Here is a 17,848-nt window from a genome sequence, read left to right as displayed (position 1 = left end):
AAATAAAAAATCACGGTGGGTTTATACCAACAGCTATTGCGCGTCAATTGGTTTCTAATTATAAGTGGGCCATGATTTTACGTTCCATTCAAAACCCTGCCGCTTTTATCCTGATTTTTCATTGACCGTCTGCGGCTGGAGAGCAGAATGAATCGCATCTTTGCATCGGAGAACTCTAAACATGGATCTAAAAAAGATTTTTACAAACGATTCAGTCCTGCCGGAGCTAAAGGCTGATACCAAGCGGGGCATCGTCGAAGAGATGGTCGGCTTCATGGTCGCGGCAGGAAAAATCACTAACCACACCGAGGCGGTAAAAGCCGTTCTGGCCCGCGAAGAAAAAATGTCCACCGGCATGCAGAACGGGATAGCCATTCCTCACGGCAAAACAGATGCGGTCGATCAGCTGGTCGCCGCCATTGGAATTCACCGGACGGGCGTCAGCTTTGCTGCCATGGACGGCAAACCTTCTCGTATTTTCATCCTGACGCTGTCTCCCGAAAACCGCGCCGGACCGCATATTCAGTTTCTCGCAGAAATCAGCAGACGGTTAAGCCGTCCCGAATTGCGCGGAAACCTTTTGAACGCGGCCTCCGCTGACGAAATCCTCGACGTGCTGACGGTTTAAAAAACCTGCCGTCAACAACCATGAAACGGAGGAGCGTTCTGCCTCTCCGGAATCTCGCCGGATCAAGACGAAACGCCTCAGGCGCGGTCGGCTGTCATGAAATTTACATTCCCTTGCACACCGGCTTTTGATACACAGGCTTTCTTTTATCCGCTATTCAGAAAAGCAAAACCATGCAAACAGTCGAAATGAGCCGCCGGAAAAGTGCCAGCCTGATCGTGTGTGCTCTGGGCGTCGTGTTCGGAGACATCGGCACCAGCCCGTTGTACGCCTTGCGCGAATGTTTCCATGGCACCCACGGGCTGGCTCCCACCGCGCCGAATATCCTCGGTGTCCTCTCTCTCGTCATTTGGACCCTGATTCTGATCGTCTGTCTGAAGTATGTAACCTTCGTCCTGCGGGCCGACAACCACGGCGAAGGCGGTATTCTGGCACTGTTCGCTCTCACCCGCGCCGACGAAGCCAATCGCGGAAAACGCCGCACCATTCTGGTCATGACCGGACTTCTGGGCGCCAGCCTGCTCTACGGCGACGGCATCATCACCCCCTGCATCACCGTGCTGGGCGCGGTGGAAGGTCTGAATGTTGCCACGCCGTTTTTCGAACCGTGGATTGTTCCTCTAAGCTTAGTCATTCTGTTCGCCATATTTGCCGTTCAACGCGCAGGGACCGGAAAAGTCGGCGGAGTCTTCGGCCCGGTCATGCTGGTCTGGTTCGTCGCCATCGCCCTGCTCGGGTTGCGCGGCATTATAATGGCACCTGAAGTTCTGGCCGCGCTCTCGCCGTGGCACGGCATCACCTTTCTTCTGCACAGCGGCAAAATCGGCTTCATCGTGATGGGCGCGGTATTCCTGACTGTAACCGGCGCGGAAGCGCTCTACGCCGACCTCGGCCACTTCGGCCCGCGCCCCATCCGGCTGGGCTGGTTCTTCGTCGCATTCCCGGCGCTGGTTCTGAACTACTTCGGACAAGGCGCGCTGATCCTGAAACAGCCGGAAGCTCTGGCGAATCCATTCTACATGCTCGCTCCGGGCTGGGCTCTTTATCCGCTCGTCGCACTGGCCGCCGCCGCTTCCGTCATCGCCTCGCAGGCTCTTATTTCCGGCGCGTTCTCTCTCACGATGCAGGCGATCCAGATGGGCTATCTGCCCCGCATGGAAATCCGCCACACCTCATATGAACAGCGCGGACAGGTTTACCTGCCGACAATCAACAACTTCCTTCTCATCTGCTGCCTCGCACTGGTGCTCGGCTTCCGTTCGTCCAGCAATCTGGCCTCGGCCTACGGCATTGCCGTCACCCTGACCATGATCGCCACCACCGTCCTGTTCTTCATCGTCGCCCGGAAACGCTGGGGCTGGAATGTTCTGGCCGCAGGTACGCTCTGTGCCGGTCTGCTCACGATTGAGATTTTATTCTTTGCCGCCAACGCGCTGAAAATCTGGCGCGGCGGATGGCTCCCGCTGGTGGTCGCTGCCGGCTTTATGGCCGTCATGACCACCTGGCGGACAGGCCGCCGCATTCTCAGCCGTCACATGAAAGAACGGCTGCTTCCGCTGGAAAGCTTCCTTGATGACTTAAGCCTCGGCCACGCCGTACGCGTCCCCGGCACGGCCGTTTATATGTCCGGCAATGTCCTCGGCACGCCGCTGGCCCTGCTCCACAACTTTAAACTCAACCGCTCGGTGCATGAACGCGTCGTCCTGCTCACCATCCTCGTCGCCGAAGAACCGTTCGTGAATCCCGCCGAACGCGTACAGGTTGAAACGCTCACCAACGGGTTCCACCGCGCAACCGCCCGCTACGGGTTCATGGAAAAGGCCGCCATTAACGAAATCTTCGCCTGCTGCCGCGACCTGGGTCTCGACCTCCATCCCAACGCCTGCACCTTCGTCCTCAGCCGCGAAACACTGGTCGTCACATCGGCCAAAGGAATGGCCCAGTGGAGAAAGCGCCTTCTCTCCCTCATGTCCCGTAACGCTCAGTCGGCAACCGCTTTCTTCGGCCTGCCCGCCAACCGCGTCGTCGAAATGGGCATGCAGATCGAACTGTGAGTCCGGCTCCCAATGGTTGGTTAAATTCTTCCAACCTCTGAGAAATTGACTACACTCCCCGCATGAGCAAAAAGTTATTTCTCCTCGACGGCATGGCGCTGGTTTACCGGTCCTACTTCGCCTTCATGCGCAACCCGATGATCAATTCGAAGGGCCGTAATGTTTCCGCCGTCTTCGGTTTCCTGAACACGCTGCTCGAACTGATCGAAAAGCAGAGCCCGACGCACATCGCCGTCGCCTTCGATGTCTCCGGCCCGACGTTCCGACACGATAAGTTTCCCGAATACAAAGCGCAGCGCGAGGAAACGCCGGAAGAAATCCGCGCCGCCGTTCCCTGCATTCAGGAATTTCTCAAAGCGTTCAACATTCCGATCGTCACCGCGCAAGGATTTGAAGCCGACGATCTGATCGGCACGCTCGCCCGGCTTGCCGAAAAGGAAGGCTTCGATACTTACATGGTCACGCCGGACAAAGATTTCACCCAGCTCGTCGACGCGCATACTTTCGTTTACAAGCCCGCCAAAAGCGGACTGCCGCCGGAAATCATGGGCGTTCCCGAAGTGCTCAAATATTGGGAGATCGAACGCATCGATCAGGTCACCGATATTCTCGGCCTCGCGGGCGACGCCGCCGACAATATTCCCGGCGTGCCGGGCGTCGGCCCGAAGACCGCGCAGAAATTGATCGCGCAGTACGGCTCTATCGAGAATTTGCTCAAGCACACAGAAGAGCTGAAGGGCAAGTTAAAGGAAAACCTCGAAGCCAACAAGGAGCGCGCCCTACTCTGCAAATGGCTCGTCACCATCAAAACTGATTCGCCGCTCGACTATTCACCCGATCAACTTATCCGCGGCAAACTCGACGAGGAAAAGCTCGCCGCGCTTTTTTCCGAATTTGAATTCTCCTCTTTCTCCAAACGGCTCTTTGGGAAACCCGCCGCACCGGTTGCACCCGTCGCCTCCTATGCCCCGCCGCCGCCCAAAGGCGGACAAGGCGATCTATTTTCTTTTGCGGCGGCCAAAGCGCCAGCGGCTCCGGCTGAAGAAGCCGCGCCGGCTTATAAAACCATCGACGACGTGAAGCACACCTACCACGCCGTCCAAACTCTGGAAGAGCGCAAGGCGCTGGTTGCCAAGCTGGGTGAAGCGACACGCTTCTGCTTCGACACCGAAACCACCGGACTTGATCCGCGTGAAGCGCGGCTCGTCGGAATTTCCTTTTCCGTTAAACCGCATGAAGCGTGGTTTGTTGTCCTGCCCCCGAGCGATGAAGAACTAACCCGGGCACTGGTGCCCTTCAAGCCGCTTTTCGAAGACGAGGCCATTGAAAAGACCGGCCACAATCTAAAGTTCGATATCGCCATGCTACGTGCCGCCGGAATCGAAGTGCGCGGAAAACTTTTTGATACGATGCTCGCGCATTACCTGCTCGATCCCGACCAACGCCACGCGCTCGACAAGCTGGCCGGAACTCACCTCGGCTACGCGCCGGTTCCGATCACCGCGCTGATCGGCGAAAAAAAGAGTGAGCAGATTTCCATGGCCGACGTAGCGGTCGAAAAGATCGTTGACTACGCCTGCGAAGACGCCGACGTCACCATCCAGCTCCGCCAGATTCTCGAACCGCAGCTTGAGAAACGGAAACTCACCAACGTCTTTGACGCCATTGAGTGTCCGCTGATTCCGGTGCTGGTTGAAATGGAAGCCAACGGCATCGCGCTCGATACCGCCGCGCTCAAAGAAATTTCCGGACGGCTCGCCGGCGAAATCGCCGGTTATGAAAAGAAGGTTTACGAACTGGCCGGTCACGAGTTTAATCTCAACTCGCCGAAGCAGCTCGGCGAAGTGCTCTTCGACGAACTGAAACTGGCCGACAAACCTAAGAAAACCAAAACCGGGCAATACACCACCAACGAAGAAGTGCTCGACCAGCTGGCGACCGAACATGAAATCGCCCGCGTCCTGCTCGACTACCGCGAAGCGACCAAACTCAAAAGCACCTACGTCGATGCGCTGCCGGAATTCATTTCCAAAAAAACCGGCCGCATTCACACCTCGTTCAGTCAGGCCGTCACCACCACTGGACGGCTGGCATCGAGCGACCCGAACATTCAGAACATTCCTGTCCGCACCGAACAGGGACAGGAAATCCGCCGCGCTTTTGTGGCCGGTTCGAAAGATTTCACTTTGCTCGCCGCCGACTATTCACAGATCGAACTGCGCATCATGGCGCACCTCAGCGGCGACCAGCACATGAAAGCCGCTTTTGTCAGCGGCGAAGATATTCACACCGCCACCGCCGCGCGCGTCTTCGGCGTTGCGCTCGCCGACGTTACGTCCGACATGCGCCGCAAAGCCAAGATGGTCAACTTTGGCATCATCTACGGTATCTCCGCCTTCGGCCTCGCCCAGCGGCTGCGCATTCCGCGCAAAGAGGCGGCGGACATTATCGAAAGCTATTTCAAACAATATCCGGCGGTCAAAGCCTGCATGGACGGCATCATCGAAACCGCGCGCAACAAAGGCTACGTCGAAACCATCGCCGGACGGCGTCGCCACATCCGCGACATCAACACTGCCAACGGCACCGTCCGTGCCGCCGCCGAGCGCTACGCCATCAACGCGCCGATCCAAGGCTCCGCCGCCGACATGATTAAAATCGCCATGATCCGCATCCACGACCTGCTGAAACAAAAGAACGCCAAGACCAAACTCCTGCTCCAGGTGCACGACGAACTCGTCTTTGAACTGCACAAAGACGAACACGCCCTCATCGAAGAAATCCGCGAGCTGATGAGTTCCGCTTTGCCGTTATCCGTCCCCGTCGTCGTCGACTGCGGCACCGGCAACAACTGGCTTGAGGCGCATTAGGAGAGGGAGAAAGCTTTAGTTCATTTCCTTCAACAGCCGGTCGAGCATACCGCCGTTGGTGACATACGGCGTCCAAAGTTTATCCGCGTTCTGAATGACAAAGCGGTTGCGCTGTTCAGCGGCAATCAAATCGCCGGAACGATCCGTCATTTCGAGAATCAGCATTCGATTCTCTTCCAATGCGGCCAATACGTCAGGATGCATCGCGCCATCCAGCCCCCATGCAGGACAATAGATGATTCTGGCACGGCGCATGAGCAGCGCTTCTAAAATTTTCTGTTCCGGCGGCGAGTGGAATCCGCCCAGATAAACTTCTGCCTCGGGAATGTGTGCGACAGGCGGCGCATTGCGTGAGCAAAGAACGCCGATCTTCTCCGCGTTCCAAAGCGCTGGATTACCCATACCGCGTAATCCGTTGCCGAAGTTCTGAATGCACTTCCACGGATTCATGCGGATATATCGCCGGATATTTTCGGCGGCTTCGGGCGTGCGGACGATTCGTTCATAATAGTTCCGGTGCCAGATTTTTCCCGGAAACGGCGGGTATAATCCCGCGCGCACCAATTGAATCATTTCATGCACCACCCGCGATTTAAATGCGCCAATCACATCGCCAAGGGAGCGGGCAGGCACGGGGCCAGCCCCTGCGGGAATGCGAATCAATGCATGAAAATGATCGGGCATGATGGCGTACGGGCACCCCTCGTGGGTGCTCCCGGCGGCCGATTCCCATTCCCGCGCGACCATTTCCCGGATTATTTCCGCGGCGAAAATATTTCCCGCATCCCGATGCGCGCACAACGTGACGAAATACAGACCGCCGCCGGCATAATCATGCCCTTTTAACCGGATTGACCGCCGATGATGCTTTGCCGGATCAAAATTCCCTGCCATGAAAATTCTTTATCAGATTTAAAAATTGCCGCCAAGCAAATGTTCGCCCGCGGCTAGTGTTGACACCGGTTCGGCATTCAAACTATGAAATGCCGGTCATGAAACTGTTATTGCTCATCCTGTTCGCGGCACTGGCGCTGTTTTTTTATTACCGGATATTGAAGACTCCGCCAGCGGCATCGGCTTCAGCAATCCGCGTGGCGTGTGTCGGCGACAGCATTACCTATGGCGCGCGGATTTCAAACCGCGAGGCAAAGTGCTATCCGGCGCAGTTAGGCGTGATGCTGGGAACCAATTATTCCGTACGGAATTTCGGCGTGAATGGCGCGACACTTTTGAAGCACGGTGATATTCCGTACTGGCAGACGCGCGCCTTCACGGCGGCGCTGGCTTTCAAGCCGGAGATTGTGGTGATCAATCTCGGTGCCAACGATGCGTCGCCGTACAACTGGATTTATAAATATGAATTTGTGAAAGACTACACGGAGCTGATCCGGAGCTTCCAGACCAACGGATGCAAAACCATCTGGATCTGCTATCCGGCGCCAACGTATCCCGGCCCGTACGACTTCACCGACCCGATTGTCGTCAATGAGATCATTCCGATGATTAACGAGATCGCACGGCAAACCGGCGCAAAGATTATTGATCTGTACCGTCCGCTGAGCGGCAAAGCTGAACTTTTCCCGGATACGGTGCATCCGAACGCCGAAGGGGCGCGGCTGATGGCCGAGGCGGTCTTCACCGCGATTAATCCGCCGCCGGGAAACTGAGCGTAGATGCGACGCCCTCGTCGCATTCTAACAAAATAAAACGCGACGAGGGCGTCGCGTCTACGCTAGACTTCGCCGCTATGAGAAAGAAACCACTGATTCTCGAAGAACTGATCATCTGGCTGCGCGGACGGTTCACGCTGACTGACGAGGAAAAGACGTGGATCCTAATGATCCTCGTCATTTGCTGGGTCGGACTGGCCGCACGCTACTTCTACCTGAAAAACCAGAAGCCGCCGGAACCGGCGATACCAACACAACAAAAAGAAGTCCTTAGACCTTAGACTTTTGACCTTAGACTTTCGACCGGCTATAGTCTTCCCATGATTTCAGCAATAATTTTTGATTTCGACGGCATCATCGTGGATTCCGAGCGGCTTCACTGGGCGGCGTTCGACAAGGTACTGGCACCGCTCGGTAAAACGATTTCTTGGCCCGACTACTTCAAAACCTATATCGGCTTTGATGACCGCGATACCTTCCGCCACGCGTTCCCTGGACTTGGCAAACCCGAGCTGGGCCAATTGATTTCCAAAAAAGCCGCCGCGTTTCAGGACCTACTGGAAAGCGATGGCGCGGCCGCCCTGCCCGGCTCGGTCGATCTGATTAAACACCTGTCGGGAAATATTCCGCTGGCAATCTGCTCCGGCGCGCTCCGCGCCGACATTATCCCAATCCTCGGGAGCCTCGGAATTGAAAATGCGTTCGACATCATCGTCACGGCCGACGATACACACATCAGTAAGCCCGATCCTGCGCCGTATAAACTGGCGATGAAAAAACTCGGCGTAACAAGCGGGCTGGCAATTGAAGACACACCGGCCGGAATCTCCTCCGCCAACGGTGCCGGACTGAAAGTTCTCGCCGTCACCAACAGCTATCCGGCGGAAGCCCTCACGATGGCCGACGCCGTCGTCGCTTCGCTCGAAAGCCTCACGCTCGAAAAGCTGAATGAGTTAATGTAGACGCGGTGTCATCAGTCGCGCGGATACCAGACTTTGACTTTTTTCGTCTGCGCGCCCCAGTTGTCGGCGCAGCGATGCTGACGGAAGTAGAGATCGAGTTCTCGCCGATTGATGCCGCCGCCGACATCTTCGGCGATTCCCCAGCCGTACCCGGGAATATAAAATTTCGTGCCGGGCGGAAAAACTTTCGGATCCACTGCGACAGCTCCCGGCCGAACCATCCCGCCGGAAGCGTTCTGTCCGACAATCTTCACTTTCCCGTTCCGCGAAGGAAGTCCGAACCAGTTGAAGCGCCATCCGCTGCATTTCATGCAGGCACAGTAGCCGGTGGTCTTGACGGTAATGACCGCATCCGGTTTCCGTAGCGGCGGAAAAACCCAATGACAGTTCACCAGCATCAGCAGAATCAGGATGCCTGTCGCCCAGTAAATGATCCGCCGTTTCATGCGGGCACTCTAATCGGAAACGCCCGCCACAAAAACAAAAAAGCCGCCCCGTTTCCGAGGCGGTTTTCGTTTCTAATATTTGGAAGCTTTTAGCGGGCTCTGGAGGCGTACTCTTTGATGAGTGCCGCGCCGATGACGTCGCGCTGAATCTGGTTGGTGCCTTCGTAGATCTGGAGGATCTTGGCGTCGCGCATCATCTTTTCAGCCGGATATTCCTTCATGAAGCCGTAGCCGCCGAGAACCTGCAAGGCGTCGGTGGTGACGGACATGGCGACATCGCCGGCGTAGCATTTGCACATGGCGGAGATTTTCGAGACATCCTTTTCTCCGCCGTCAATGGTGTTACAGGCGACGTAGGTGATGGCGCGGGCGGTTTCAACTTTCATGGCCATGTCGGCGAGCATCCACTGCAAGCCCTGGTTGGCGATGATCGGTTTGCCGAACTGATGACGGACGCGGGCGTAGTCAACGGCCATGTCGAGCGCACCCTGAGCCAGACCGACACCCTGTGCGGCAATGCCGGGCCGGGAAATGTCGAACGTCTTCATGGCGAGCAGGAAGCCCATGCCTTCTTTGGCGATGAGATTTTCCGCCGGGACTTCGCAGTCCTGGAAGATCAGCTCGCGGGTGGCGGAAGCGCGGATGCCGAGCTTGTCTTCTTTTTTACCGAAGGTGAAACCGGGCGTGCCTTTTTCAACAATAAAGCAGGAAACGCCGCGGGCGCCTTTGGCTTTATTGGTGACAGCCAGAATGGTGTAGGTGTCGGCTTCGCCGCCGTTGGTGATCCACTGCTTGGTGCCGTTGAGGATATATTTGTCACCCTTCTTGACAGCCGTGGTGGCGATACCACCTGCGTCGGAACCGGCGTTCGGTTCAGTCAAACCGAAGGCGGCCCATTTTTCGCCGCTGGCGAGCGGGGAAAGATATTTTTTCTTCTGCTCTTCGGAACCGCCGATGATGATCGGGTCGGCGCCGAGGGCGTTGGCGGCGTAGGAAACGGAAACGCCGATGCAATATTTGCTGAGGGTTTCGACGGCGACGCAGAAACCGAGGTGGCCGACGCCCATGCCTCCGTATGCTTCGTCGATGTAAAGGCCCATCATGTCCATCTGCGCCAGCTCTTTGAGCAGGTCGGTGGGGAAAATGCCTTTTTCGTCGAGCTCGGCGCGTACCGGCACGATGCGTTCTTTACCGAATTCGTCGAGCATGGCCCGGATTTCAAGCTGCTCTTCGGTCAGTCCATAATTGATTTCGCCCATACTGTTCTCCTTGGTTGATTCTTATTCCATGCTTCCTAAATAACGCTCTGCTTCCAGCGCAGACATACAGCCCGAACCGGCCGCGGAAACCGCCTGACGATAAACCGGATCCTGCACGTCGCCCGCCGCAAATACACCGTCGATGTTGGTGCGGGTGTTTTTTGTGATCAGATAACCGGCATGATCCATATCGAGCTGTCCGGCGAACGCTTTCGTGTTCGGCTTATGACCGATGGCAACAAACAATCCGGTGACGGACAGTTCGGAAAGCGCGCCGGTTTTGACGTTACGGATTTTCAATCCGGTTACTTCGTTTTTGGAAACATCGAGCACCTCTTCGACCACGGAATCCCAAACCACTTCGATTTTCGGATGCGCAAGCAGACGGTCGACCATAATTTTAGAAGCGCGGAACTGGTCGCGACGGTGAATGACGGTAACCTTCGATGCGAAGTGAGTCAGGAATAGCGCGTCTTCCATGGCGGTGTCGCCGCCGCCGACCACGGCGACCGGTACGTTGCGGTAAAATGCGCCATCGCAGACGGCGCAACCGGAAACGCCGCGGCCCATCAGCTTTTGTTCAGACTCGATGCCGAGATACTGCGCGCTCGCGCCGGTGGCGATGATAATGGTTTTGGCTTCAATCTTTTCGCCGTCACTCAGCGTAATTGTATGGGGCAGGCAGGTCAGACAGGAAGAAACCACTTCGCCGGGTTTAAACCGCGCGCCGAAACGCTCAGCCTGCTTGCGGGTGAGATCCATCAGTTCCGAACCGGAAATCCCTTCCGGAAAGCCGGGATAGTTTTCAATCTCGGTCGTCGTCGTGAGCTGACCGCCGGGCTGAAAGCCTTCGATCACCAGCGGATTTAGGTTGGCGCGCGCCGTGTAAATCGCGGCGGTATAACCGGCAGGCCCCGTTCCGATGATGACGATATTTTCCAAAGTCTGGAACCTTCCTAGCTTCTCAGCGCGTTAATCTGCCTGGTAAATTCCGGCACGATTTTGTGCAGGTCGCCGACCAGGCCGAAGTCGGCCACGTCGAAAATCGGCGCGTCCGGGTCTTTATTGATGGCGATAATCAAATCCGCGCTCTGCATACCGGCCAGATGCTGAATGGCACCGGAAATACCGCAGGCGATGTAAACCAGCGGGCAAACCGTTTTACCGGTCTGGCCGACCTGATGATGGTGGGAAATCCAGCCGGCATCGACGGTCGCGCGCGAAGCGCCGACTGCGCCGCCGAGAGCGTTCGCCAGTCCTTCGATTACCTTAAAGTTTTCGGGCGAGCCGACGCCGCGTCCGCCGGAAACGATATATTCGGCGGCTTTGAGGTCAACGGTGTTCACTTCTTCCACAACGCTCTCGATACGCTTCATGCGCTCTTTGACGCCGGAAAGATCGATTTTCACAGCGACGATTTCGCCGGTTTCATTTTCGCTGACGCGCTCTTTTTTGAACACGTTGGAACGGACGGTGGACATCTGCGGGCGGTGATCCGGGCAGATGATGGTGGCCATAATGTTGCCGCCGAAAGCCGGGCGCGTCTGAAGCAGGCACTGGCGTTCGGTGTCAAAGTCGAGCTCGGTGCAGTCGGCAGTGAGTCCGGCCCAGCCCATAACGGCGACGGTCGGGGCGAGACTGCGTCCGATGGTGCTGGCGCCGTAGAGAACGATCTCCGGATTCTGCGCCTTGATCAGGTCGGCCATGACTTTGGAGAAATAGTCGTTCTGGTAGGTTTCCAGTCTGGGGTCTTCGACGTTGTAGATTTTCTTCGCGCCGTAGTTGAACAGCTCCTGCTGCATCGGCTTGCCGTTGGCGGAGGCGAGCACCGCGCAAAGGGTGAAGCCCGATTTGGCCGCCAGCTTGCGCCCTTCGGAGAGCAGTTCGAAAACCACGCCAGCCAGCTTGCCGTTTTCCTGTTCCGCGTAAACCCAGATTTCCTTGTTGGTGCTCATAGGACTTTCTTCTCCCGCAATTTGAAAATGAGTTCTTTGACCATGTCCGCAGGCTCGCCGGAAAGGATTTCCTTATTGAGCTTCACCGGCGGCGCAAAAACCTTATTCACCTTGGTCGGCGAACCGGCCAGACCGATTTTGCCTTCTTCGGGCTGAAGCTGTTCAACGCCCCAAACCGGAATCTCGGCTTTTTTGGCAGCCATCTTTTTCTTCAGCGACGGCATTCGCAGCGAATTGGCTTCTTTAACGACCGTCAGCGCGGCCGGTTTTTCAACATCCCAGACGTTGTAACCGTGGTCGGTCACTTGCTGAACGCGGAAGCCGTTGTCGATCACTTCGCAGGATTTGGCGTAGGTGATCATCGGTACGCCGTAGAAGTGCGCCACGCCGGGACCGACCTGCGCGGTATCGCCATCGATCGCCTGCTTGCCGAAGAGAATCAGATCAACCGGCTCGGTCAGCTTCTTGAGCGCCAGCGTGATTGTATAGGAGGTGGCCCAGGTGTCGGCACCGCCGAACTTGCGGTCGGAAATCAGAATCGCTTCGTCCGCGCCGTGCGAAAGCGCCGTGCGCAACGCTTCTTCAGCCTGCGGCGGACCCATGGAAATGACGGTGATTTTCCCGCCGTGCTTGTCCTTGAGCTGAAGCGCCATTTCCAGCGCGTTTTCGTCAAAGGGATTAATGATGCTCGGCACTCCGGCGCGGTTGAGACGGTTCGTCTCGCGGTCGATTGTGACCTTATCCGAGTCCGGCACCTGCTTGATACAAACCACAATATGCATAGCCATTCCTTTCCGTGGGAAAAATAGGCATCGGTTATAAGGATACAGCCCCGCTATCTCAAGCCGAAACACCCGATTTATCGGTTGCCGCCCTTCCGCGAATGCTTTATTTTGACGGCTCCTGAATATCTGGAACCGCTGGAAAAGTTACACTATGAAAAAAATACTGTTTTTCACCGTCTTCACCGGCGCAACCGTTCTCCTGACCGGCTGCTCCACCACCAAACCCGCCCGCACTCCGGCACCTGAACCGGTCGTGACATCCGCGCTACCGGAACAAACCAATGCGCCATCCGTTCAATCTCCGCTTCCCGGCGAAATGCAAACGCTGGCAGTCGGAATGGTTGAAGCCGGAGGACTGGCGGCGGTCGGAATCGGCGAATCCAAGAGCCTCGAACTGGCGCTCAATAAAGCCAAGGTGAGCGGGCGCAGAGAACTGGCCCGGATGCTGACCGCCCGTTTCGACGTACTTGAGAAAGCCTTCTCCGCAGAAACCAACATACCGTTCGAATCGTTGATCCTGTCCGGATTCAACACCGCCGAAAAAGCGATCATCGGCCAGCAGATCGCCGGCAGCGTGGCGCAGACGCTGAAATATGAAACCACCGGCGACACCTTCACCGCCTACGCCATCATGGTCATCGACCCTAAAGTAATCGCCGACCAGCTCTCCAAAGAAAAAGACCTCTATACCCGCCTCCAGACCACCCAAGCCTTCGGCGCGCTGGATAAAGAGATCAAATCCTTCGCCGCTCTCAAAGCCGCACAGAAATAACTAAAGATATCTATATGAAAAAAATACTTCTGTTTATCGTGGTCGCTATGACCGGCATTGCCGCGAGCGCTGGCAACAACAGCTGGACTAAAGAAGCATGGCTCGCCCACAAAAAAGACGAGTGTGAAAAAGCTGGCAAACCCTACAATGAAGCGATGTATGCCGCAGGGTTTGAACGACGAGATGTAAATAAAGACGGCATCATGACCATCGAAGAGCTGAGGCCCCAGTCAACCGTACCACCCCCCGCCGAGAAAAAATAAGTCCGGCTTAATTGCCGGTTATTACAAAAACCTCCGCCGTCATGGCGGGGGTTTTTTCATATAAATAAAGAACCCGGATTTTAAACCTTCAGCAGTCGCGGCAAAACGCGGCGGCGGAACGGTCGTAAAGAGCTTCGCCATTTTTCGAAAAGAAACAGCCGGGAATCTGTCCTTTGGCACGGTGATGCGCCACGCATTCGCAGCAAAGTCCCTTTTTCGCGCAACCGGCAGTGCAGGTGCAGTCCGCCAGATTCTTTTCTTTGTTCGGACAGGTCATTTTCAACTCCTTTAGTCCGCCCTCACGGCGGGCGGCTACAGCGTTGTAGCCGCGACCCGAGGTCGCGGACTACTTACCGAGAATTTCTTCCAGATTTTCAATCAGGGTCATGATCTGCTCGTTCGTGCCGACCGTAATGCGCAGGCAGTCTTTGGTGCGCGGGCCGTCAAACCAGCGGACAAAGATGTTGCGGTTGCGCAATTCTTCGAAAATTTTCTTCGCGGGAAGGTTTGGCGGCTTCGCCCAGACAAAGTTGGTTTCCGACGGATAAACCTTAAAGCCCAGCGCCTTCAGTTCGTCGGTGAGGAGTCCGCGCGTTCCTTTGACGGCGGCGGTAATCGCCGCCATGGTTTCTTCGTCGAGCAGCGCAACGCGCGCCAGCTCCTGAGTCAGGCGGCTGACGTTGTAGGAATCTTTGATTTTGTGCAACGCGTCGATCAGCGGTTTCGCGCCGACGCAATAGCCGAAGCGGATGCCAGCCAGCGCGTAGGATTTAGAAAGCGTCCGCGCCACGATCACGTTGTCGTATTTCGTCGCAAACTCCATGCAACTTTCGCGGGCGAAGTCCACGTAGGCTTCGTCGATCACCACCACGCCGGGGAAATTTTTGATGAACGCCTCAACCTTGGCTTTCGGAAACAGCATGCCGGTCGGCGCGTTGGGGTTGGTCAAAAAGAAAACCGACGCTTCGTAGCCTTTCGGCATCTTCCACTCAAAGTTTTCGTCCAGCGCCACCGGCTTCACGGCAATTTCTTCAATCTGCGCCAGCACCGGATAAAGCGAATAGGACGGATCAAAATAGCCGACTGAGCCGTCGCGCTCGCAGAATGCGCGGATGCAAAGGGCCAGAATTTCGTCCGATCCGTTTCCGGCAAAGGTATTCGCAAGGCCGACTTCGTGCTTTTCGGCAATCACTTTACGAACTTCGGCACAAAGCGGATCGGGATATTTCGCCAGCTCAACAACGTCGATCTCGTTGAGGATGTCGCGGACTTCCGGCGAGCAGAGCCACGGATTTTCGTTCGTGTTCAGCTTGATAACGCCCTCGCCCTTCGGCTGTTCCCCCGGAACATAGCCGCTCATCGCTTCTACAGATTTTCGAATCAAATTTTTCATATCGCTTCCGGTGTCTGGAATTTTCAGGCGGGCAGTGCAACGCATTTCGTGCGCAAAGTCAACGTCCGGATGGGCGGCCGCCGCAGGCGGCAGGAAGCCGGGCTCGAAATAAAATTGAACTGCCGATGGAAAATCGTACGCTCCATCCCCGAAACCGGTGATTAATTATGACAGCAAAGAAAACACGCCCGAATATTCTGTTTGCCCTCGCGGATGATGCGTCGCACTTCAGCGTCTATGGCCATCGCTTTGTCAAAACGCCGCACTTCGACCGAGTCGCAAAAGAAGGCGTTCTTTTAACCGGCATGTTCACCACCAATCCGAAAAGCGCGCCGTCGCGGGCCTCAATGCTCACCGGCATGCACACCTGGCAGCTCAAAGAGGCCTGCACACACTGGTGCGTTTTCCCGGGTGCCGAAGAGTTCGCGGTCTATCCGGATCTGCTGGAAGAAGCCGGATATCTCGTCGGCTTCACCGGTAAAGGCTGGGGGCCGGGCGACTGGAAGCGCAGAGGCCGCCCGCGGAATCCGGCTGGAACGGAATATAATGAACGCACCCTGACTCCGCCGGAAGGCTCCCTGATTGCCAACTGCGACTATACAGCCAACTTCCAGGATTTTCTGGATAAACGCACCGACGGTCAGCCGTTCTGTTTCTGGTACGGCGGAAGAGAACCGCACCGGCACTACAATCCGGGCGAAGGAATGCGTCATGGGAAAAAGATGGAAGAGGTTGACACGGTTCCGCCGTACTGGCCCGACGAAGACGTTGTCCGGAAGGACATGCTCGACTACGCCTTCGAAACCGAATGGTTTGATAAACATCTGGGAACCATGCTGAAAATCCTCGAAGATCGCGGCGAACTCGAGAACACGCTGGTGATCGTTACGTCCGACAACGGCTGTCCTTTCCCGCGCGTCAAAGGGCAAATGTACGATGACGATTTCCGCATGCCTTTCGCCGCCATGTGGCCGGGAACGATTGCCGCCGGACGCACCGTGAACGATCTGGCCAGCTTCATTGATCTGGCCCCGACGTTTCTGGAACTGGCTGGAATTGCTGTTCCGCCCAAACTGCCGGGCAAATCTCTGACCGATATTTTCTACAGCAAGGCCGACGGCACGGTGACCGCTGAACGCAACCGCGCTTACATGGGCCGCGAACGCCACGACATGGGCCGCGAAAACGATGTCGGTTATCCGGTACGCTGCGTCCGTACTTCGCAATATCTCTACATACGGAATTTTGCGCCCGACCGCTGGCCGGCAGGCAATCCGGAAACCGGTTTCACCGACTACGACAGCTCGCCGGTGAAAGACTGCATTCTTGAACAGCATGAACACGGGAAAGATTTTTACTACAACCCCTCCTTCGCGAAACGTCCGGCGGAAGAGTTGTATGATATTCCCAACGATCCCTACTGCATGAAAAATCTGGCCGCCGACCCGGCGTTCGCCGCAACAAAAGCCGAACTCTGGAATGATCTGCAGGCCAAACTGAAAGAAACCGGCGACCCGCGCATTTCCGGTGAAGGCGACATTTTCGAGACCTACGAGTACACCGGTGGCACAACACACTCCTGGAAAAATTACGTCAACGGCACCTGGAAGAAGCAGGACTATTAAAAAGCGGGCGAATGCAATTTAACGGCAACAGTGATCAAAGCAGCGCGCGCTACTGGGACGACCTCGCGGCGCTCTACCAAAAAGAGACACGCATCTCGACAGACGATTTTCATTACGGTCCGCTCTTGCCGGGCGACTCCGTTCTCCGCCTTTTACCTGATGTCCGCAGCCTGCGGTCTCTCGAGATAGGTTGCGGTGCAGGACAGAATTCCATCTTTCTGGCCAAACAAGGTGCCGACTGTCTTGCCATCGATATTTCGGAAAAACAACTGGCATGCGGGCGCAAACTCGCCGCCAAGGAAAAGGTCGCCGTCGATTTCCGGTGCGTTTCAATGGACGCGATGGGTGATTTGGGCCGATTTGATCTAATCCACTCGACTTACGCCCTTCCGTTCTCCGCCGATCCGCAAAAAGTAATTGCCGACGCCGCCGCGATGCTTAAGCCCGGCGGAACGTTTCTGCTGATAACCGGTCATCCGCTGTACGCCGGCGAGTGGCTCGACATCGGCGACGGCGAAGACGGCGTTTTTCTGCCGGACTATTTCCACCCCGAACCGGATGTCCGCATGTCACTCGACGATCAAACGATGAGCGCCGCCCGCTACTGGCCGGTTTCAACCGTCACCGAATGGCTTCACGCCGCCGGACTGACCATTGACCGGTTGCTGGAACCTGCGCCGATGCCGATTTCAGAAATGAGCGAGGCTGAAATCCGTGCGAAAGTTCCGTATGAAAGCGACGACTGGCGCGCGCTTTACCCTCAGCTGGCCCGCGTTCCCGTAGTGCTGATTACGAAGTGCTCCCTCTTATAGTTTTGACTTTAGGCTGAATTCGCGTCATCTTTGTCCCGCATGATGGGCTCCGATGGAGGGGTTCTTGTTTAGGGTCAAATATATCAAGGGGAGAGCAAAATGAAGAAATTACTTCTGTTTATCGCAATCGCTATGATCGGTGTTGTCGCAAGCGCGGCCGACCAGACTAAAGAACAATTCCTTGCCGAGAGAAAAGCCGCCGTCGAAAAGGCTGGCAAACCTTTCAATGAAAAAACGGCAGCAGCAGCCTTTGACAAAAAAGATATAAACAAGGACGGCGTTCTGTCCGCTGAAGAACTGAAGCCGAAGCCGGCAGCACCGAAAAAAGACGCAAAATAAACCAAACGTTGATTT

Annotated in this window: 19 protein-coding genes; 11 read left to right on the top strand and 8 right to left on the bottom strand. The window is 56.1% G+C overall.

Annotated elements, in window-relative coordinates; translation table 11 throughout:
• Nucleotides 1-181: 181 nt before the first annotated feature.
• From HOO88_00545 to polA, 3 genes are all read left to right on the top strand, one after another.
• Entirely contained in the window at nucleotides 182-628 is a 447-nt protein-coding gene (locus HOO88_00545) for a PTS sugar transporter subunit IIA (GenBank protein ID NOU35256.1), read from the top strand.
• 173 nt (nucleotides 629-801) lie between these two features.
• Nucleotides 802-2,682, top strand: a complete 1,881-nt coding sequence (locus HOO88_00540; GenBank protein NOU35255.1) for a potassium transporter Kup — start codon at nucleotides 802-804, stop codon at nucleotides 2,680-2,682.
• A 62-nt stretch (nucleotides 2,683-2,744) separates the two neighbouring features.
• Nucleotides 2,745-5,552: a DNA polymerase I gene (polA, locus tag HOO88_00535; protein NOU35254.1), complete on the top strand. Its 2,808-nt coding sequence runs from the start codon at nucleotides 2,745-2,747 to the stop codon at nucleotides 5,550-5,552.
• A 15-nt stretch (nucleotides 5,553-5,567) separates the two neighbouring features.
• Here polA and HOO88_00530 read toward each other — a convergent pair whose 3' ends face one another.
• Nucleotides 5,568-6,446, bottom strand: a complete 879-nt coding sequence (locus HOO88_00530) for a hypothetical protein (protein NOU35253.1) — start codon at nucleotides 6,444-6,446, stop codon at nucleotides 5,568-5,570.
• Nucleotides 6,447-6,544: 98 nt separating this feature from the next.
• Here HOO88_00530 and HOO88_00525 point away from each other — a divergent pair, with 98 nt between their 5' ends.
• The 3 genes from HOO88_00525 to HOO88_00515 all read left to right on the top strand — a co-directional run bounded on the left by HOO88_00525 (nucleotide 6,545) and on the right by HOO88_00515 (nucleotide 8,184).
• Nucleotides 6,545-7,219, top strand: a complete 675-nt coding sequence (locus HOO88_00525; protein ID NOU35252.1) for a hypothetical protein — start codon at nucleotides 6,545-6,547, stop codon at nucleotides 7,217-7,219.
• An 80-nt stretch (nucleotides 7,220-7,299) separates the two neighbouring features.
• Nucleotides 7,300-7,503: a hypothetical protein gene (locus HOO88_00520; GenBank protein ID NOU35251.1), complete on the top strand. Its 204-nt coding sequence runs from the start codon at nucleotides 7,300-7,302 to the stop codon at nucleotides 7,501-7,503.
• A gap of 39 nt (nucleotides 7,504-7,542) precedes the next feature.
• Nucleotides 7,543-8,184 carry an HAD family phosphatase gene (locus tag HOO88_00515; protein ID NOU35250.1) on the top strand — a complete coding sequence of 214 codons (642 nt, stop codon included), beginning with the start codon at nucleotides 7,543-7,545 and terminating at the stop codon, nucleotides 8,182-8,184.
• A gap of 11 nt (nucleotides 8,185-8,195) precedes the next feature.
• Here HOO88_00515 and HOO88_00510 read toward each other — a convergent pair whose 3' ends face one another.
• The 5 genes from HOO88_00510 to HOO88_00490 all read right to left on the bottom strand — a co-directional run bounded on the left by HOO88_00510 (nucleotide 8,196) and on the right by HOO88_00490 (nucleotide 12,626).
• A complete protein-coding gene (locus HOO88_00510) occupies nucleotides 8,196-8,630 on the bottom strand; it encodes a 3D domain-containing protein (protein NOU35249.1) in 435 nt (144 codons plus the stop codon).
• A gap of 89 nt (nucleotides 8,631-8,719) precedes the next feature.
• Entirely contained in the window at nucleotides 8,720-9,880 is a 1,161-nt protein-coding gene (locus HOO88_00505) for an acyl-CoA dehydrogenase (protein ID NOU35248.1), read from the bottom strand.
• A gap of 30 nt (nucleotides 9,881-9,910) precedes the next feature.
• On the bottom strand, nucleotides 9,911-10,831 hold the full coding sequence (trxB, locus tag HOO88_00500) for a thioredoxin-disulfide reductase (protein NOU35247.1): 921 nt from the start codon (nucleotides 10,829-10,831) through the stop codon (nucleotides 9,911-9,913).
• A 14-nt stretch (nucleotides 10,832-10,845) separates the two neighbouring features.
• The gene (locus tag HOO88_00495) at nucleotides 10,846-11,844 is read right to left on the bottom strand and encodes an electron transfer flavoprotein subunit alpha/FixB family protein (protein ID NOU35246.1); all 999 of its coding nucleotides are present in this window, start codon (nucleotides 11,842-11,844) and stop codon (nucleotides 10,846-10,848) included.
• The gene (locus tag HOO88_00490) at nucleotides 11,841-12,626 is read right to left on the bottom strand and encodes an electron transfer flavoprotein subunit beta/FixA family protein (protein NOU35245.1); all 786 of its coding nucleotides are present in this window, start codon (nucleotides 12,624-12,626) and stop codon (nucleotides 11,841-11,843) included. Before HOO88_00490 ends, HOO88_00495 begins: the two co-directional genes overlap by 4 nt.
• 154 nt (nucleotides 12,627-12,780) lie before the next feature.
• On the opposite strand from HOO88_00490, the gene HOO88_00485 reads away from it, so the two are divergent.
• Together HOO88_00485 and HOO88_00480 are read left to right on the top strand one after the other, a co-directional pair.
• Nucleotides 12,781-13,401 (top strand): hypothetical protein, encoded by a 621-nt coding sequence (locus tag HOO88_00485; GenBank protein NOU35244.1) that lies wholly within the window; start codon nucleotides 12,781-12,783, stop codon nucleotides 13,399-13,401.
• Between the two features lie 14 nt (nucleotides 13,402-13,415).
• Nucleotides 13,416-13,664 (top strand): hypothetical protein, encoded by a 249-nt coding sequence (locus HOO88_00480; GenBank protein NOU35243.1) that lies wholly within the window; start codon nucleotides 13,416-13,418, stop codon nucleotides 13,662-13,664.
• Nucleotides 13,665-13,752: 88 nt separating this feature from the next.
• On the opposite strand, the gene HOO88_00475 is transcribed toward HOO88_00480, so the two are convergent.
• Together HOO88_00475 and hisC are read right to left on the bottom strand one after the other, a co-directional pair.
• Nucleotides 13,753-13,941, bottom strand: coding sequence for a hypothetical protein (locus tag HOO88_00475; protein NOU35242.1), 189 nt, complete (start codon nucleotides 13,939-13,941; stop codon nucleotides 13,753-13,755).
• Between the two features lie 69 nt (nucleotides 13,942-14,010).
• A complete protein-coding gene (gene hisC, locus HOO88_00470) occupies nucleotides 14,011-15,057 on the bottom strand; it encodes a histidinol-phosphate transaminase (GenBank protein NOU35241.1) in 1,047 nt (348 codons plus the stop codon).
• 167 nt (nucleotides 15,058-15,224) lie between these two features.
• Between hisC and HOO88_00465 the strand changes: the two genes are divergently transcribed.
• The 3 genes from HOO88_00465 to HOO88_00455 all read left to right on the top strand — a co-directional run bounded on the left by HOO88_00465 (nucleotide 15,225) and on the right by HOO88_00455 (nucleotide 17,833).
• A complete protein-coding gene (locus tag HOO88_00465) occupies nucleotides 15,225-16,682 on the top strand; it encodes a sulfatase (GenBank protein ID NOU35240.1) in 1,458 nt (485 codons plus the stop codon).
• An 11-nt stretch (nucleotides 16,683-16,693) separates the two neighbouring features.
• Nucleotides 16,694-17,494 (top strand): class I SAM-dependent methyltransferase, encoded by an 801-nt coding sequence (locus tag HOO88_00460; GenBank protein NOU35239.1) that lies wholly within the window; start codon nucleotides 16,694-16,696, stop codon nucleotides 17,492-17,494.
• Nucleotides 17,495-17,593: 99 nt separating this feature from the next.
• Complete coding sequence (locus tag HOO88_00455) at nucleotides 17,594-17,833, top strand: hypothetical protein (GenBank protein NOU35238.1); 240 nt, start codon at nucleotides 17,594-17,596, stop codon at nucleotides 17,831-17,833.
• The last annotated feature ends 15 nt before the right edge of the window (nucleotides 17,834-17,848 follow it).

It is taken from the genome of Kiritimatiellaceae bacterium (assembly GCA_013141415.1).
Classification (GTDB): Bacteria; Verrucomicrobiota; Kiritimatiellia; order Kiritimatiellales; family Tichowtungiaceae; genus Tichowtungia.
The sequence above is the reverse complement of the archived record's forward strand: the minus strand, read 5'-3'. Positions and strand labels throughout refer to the sequence as shown.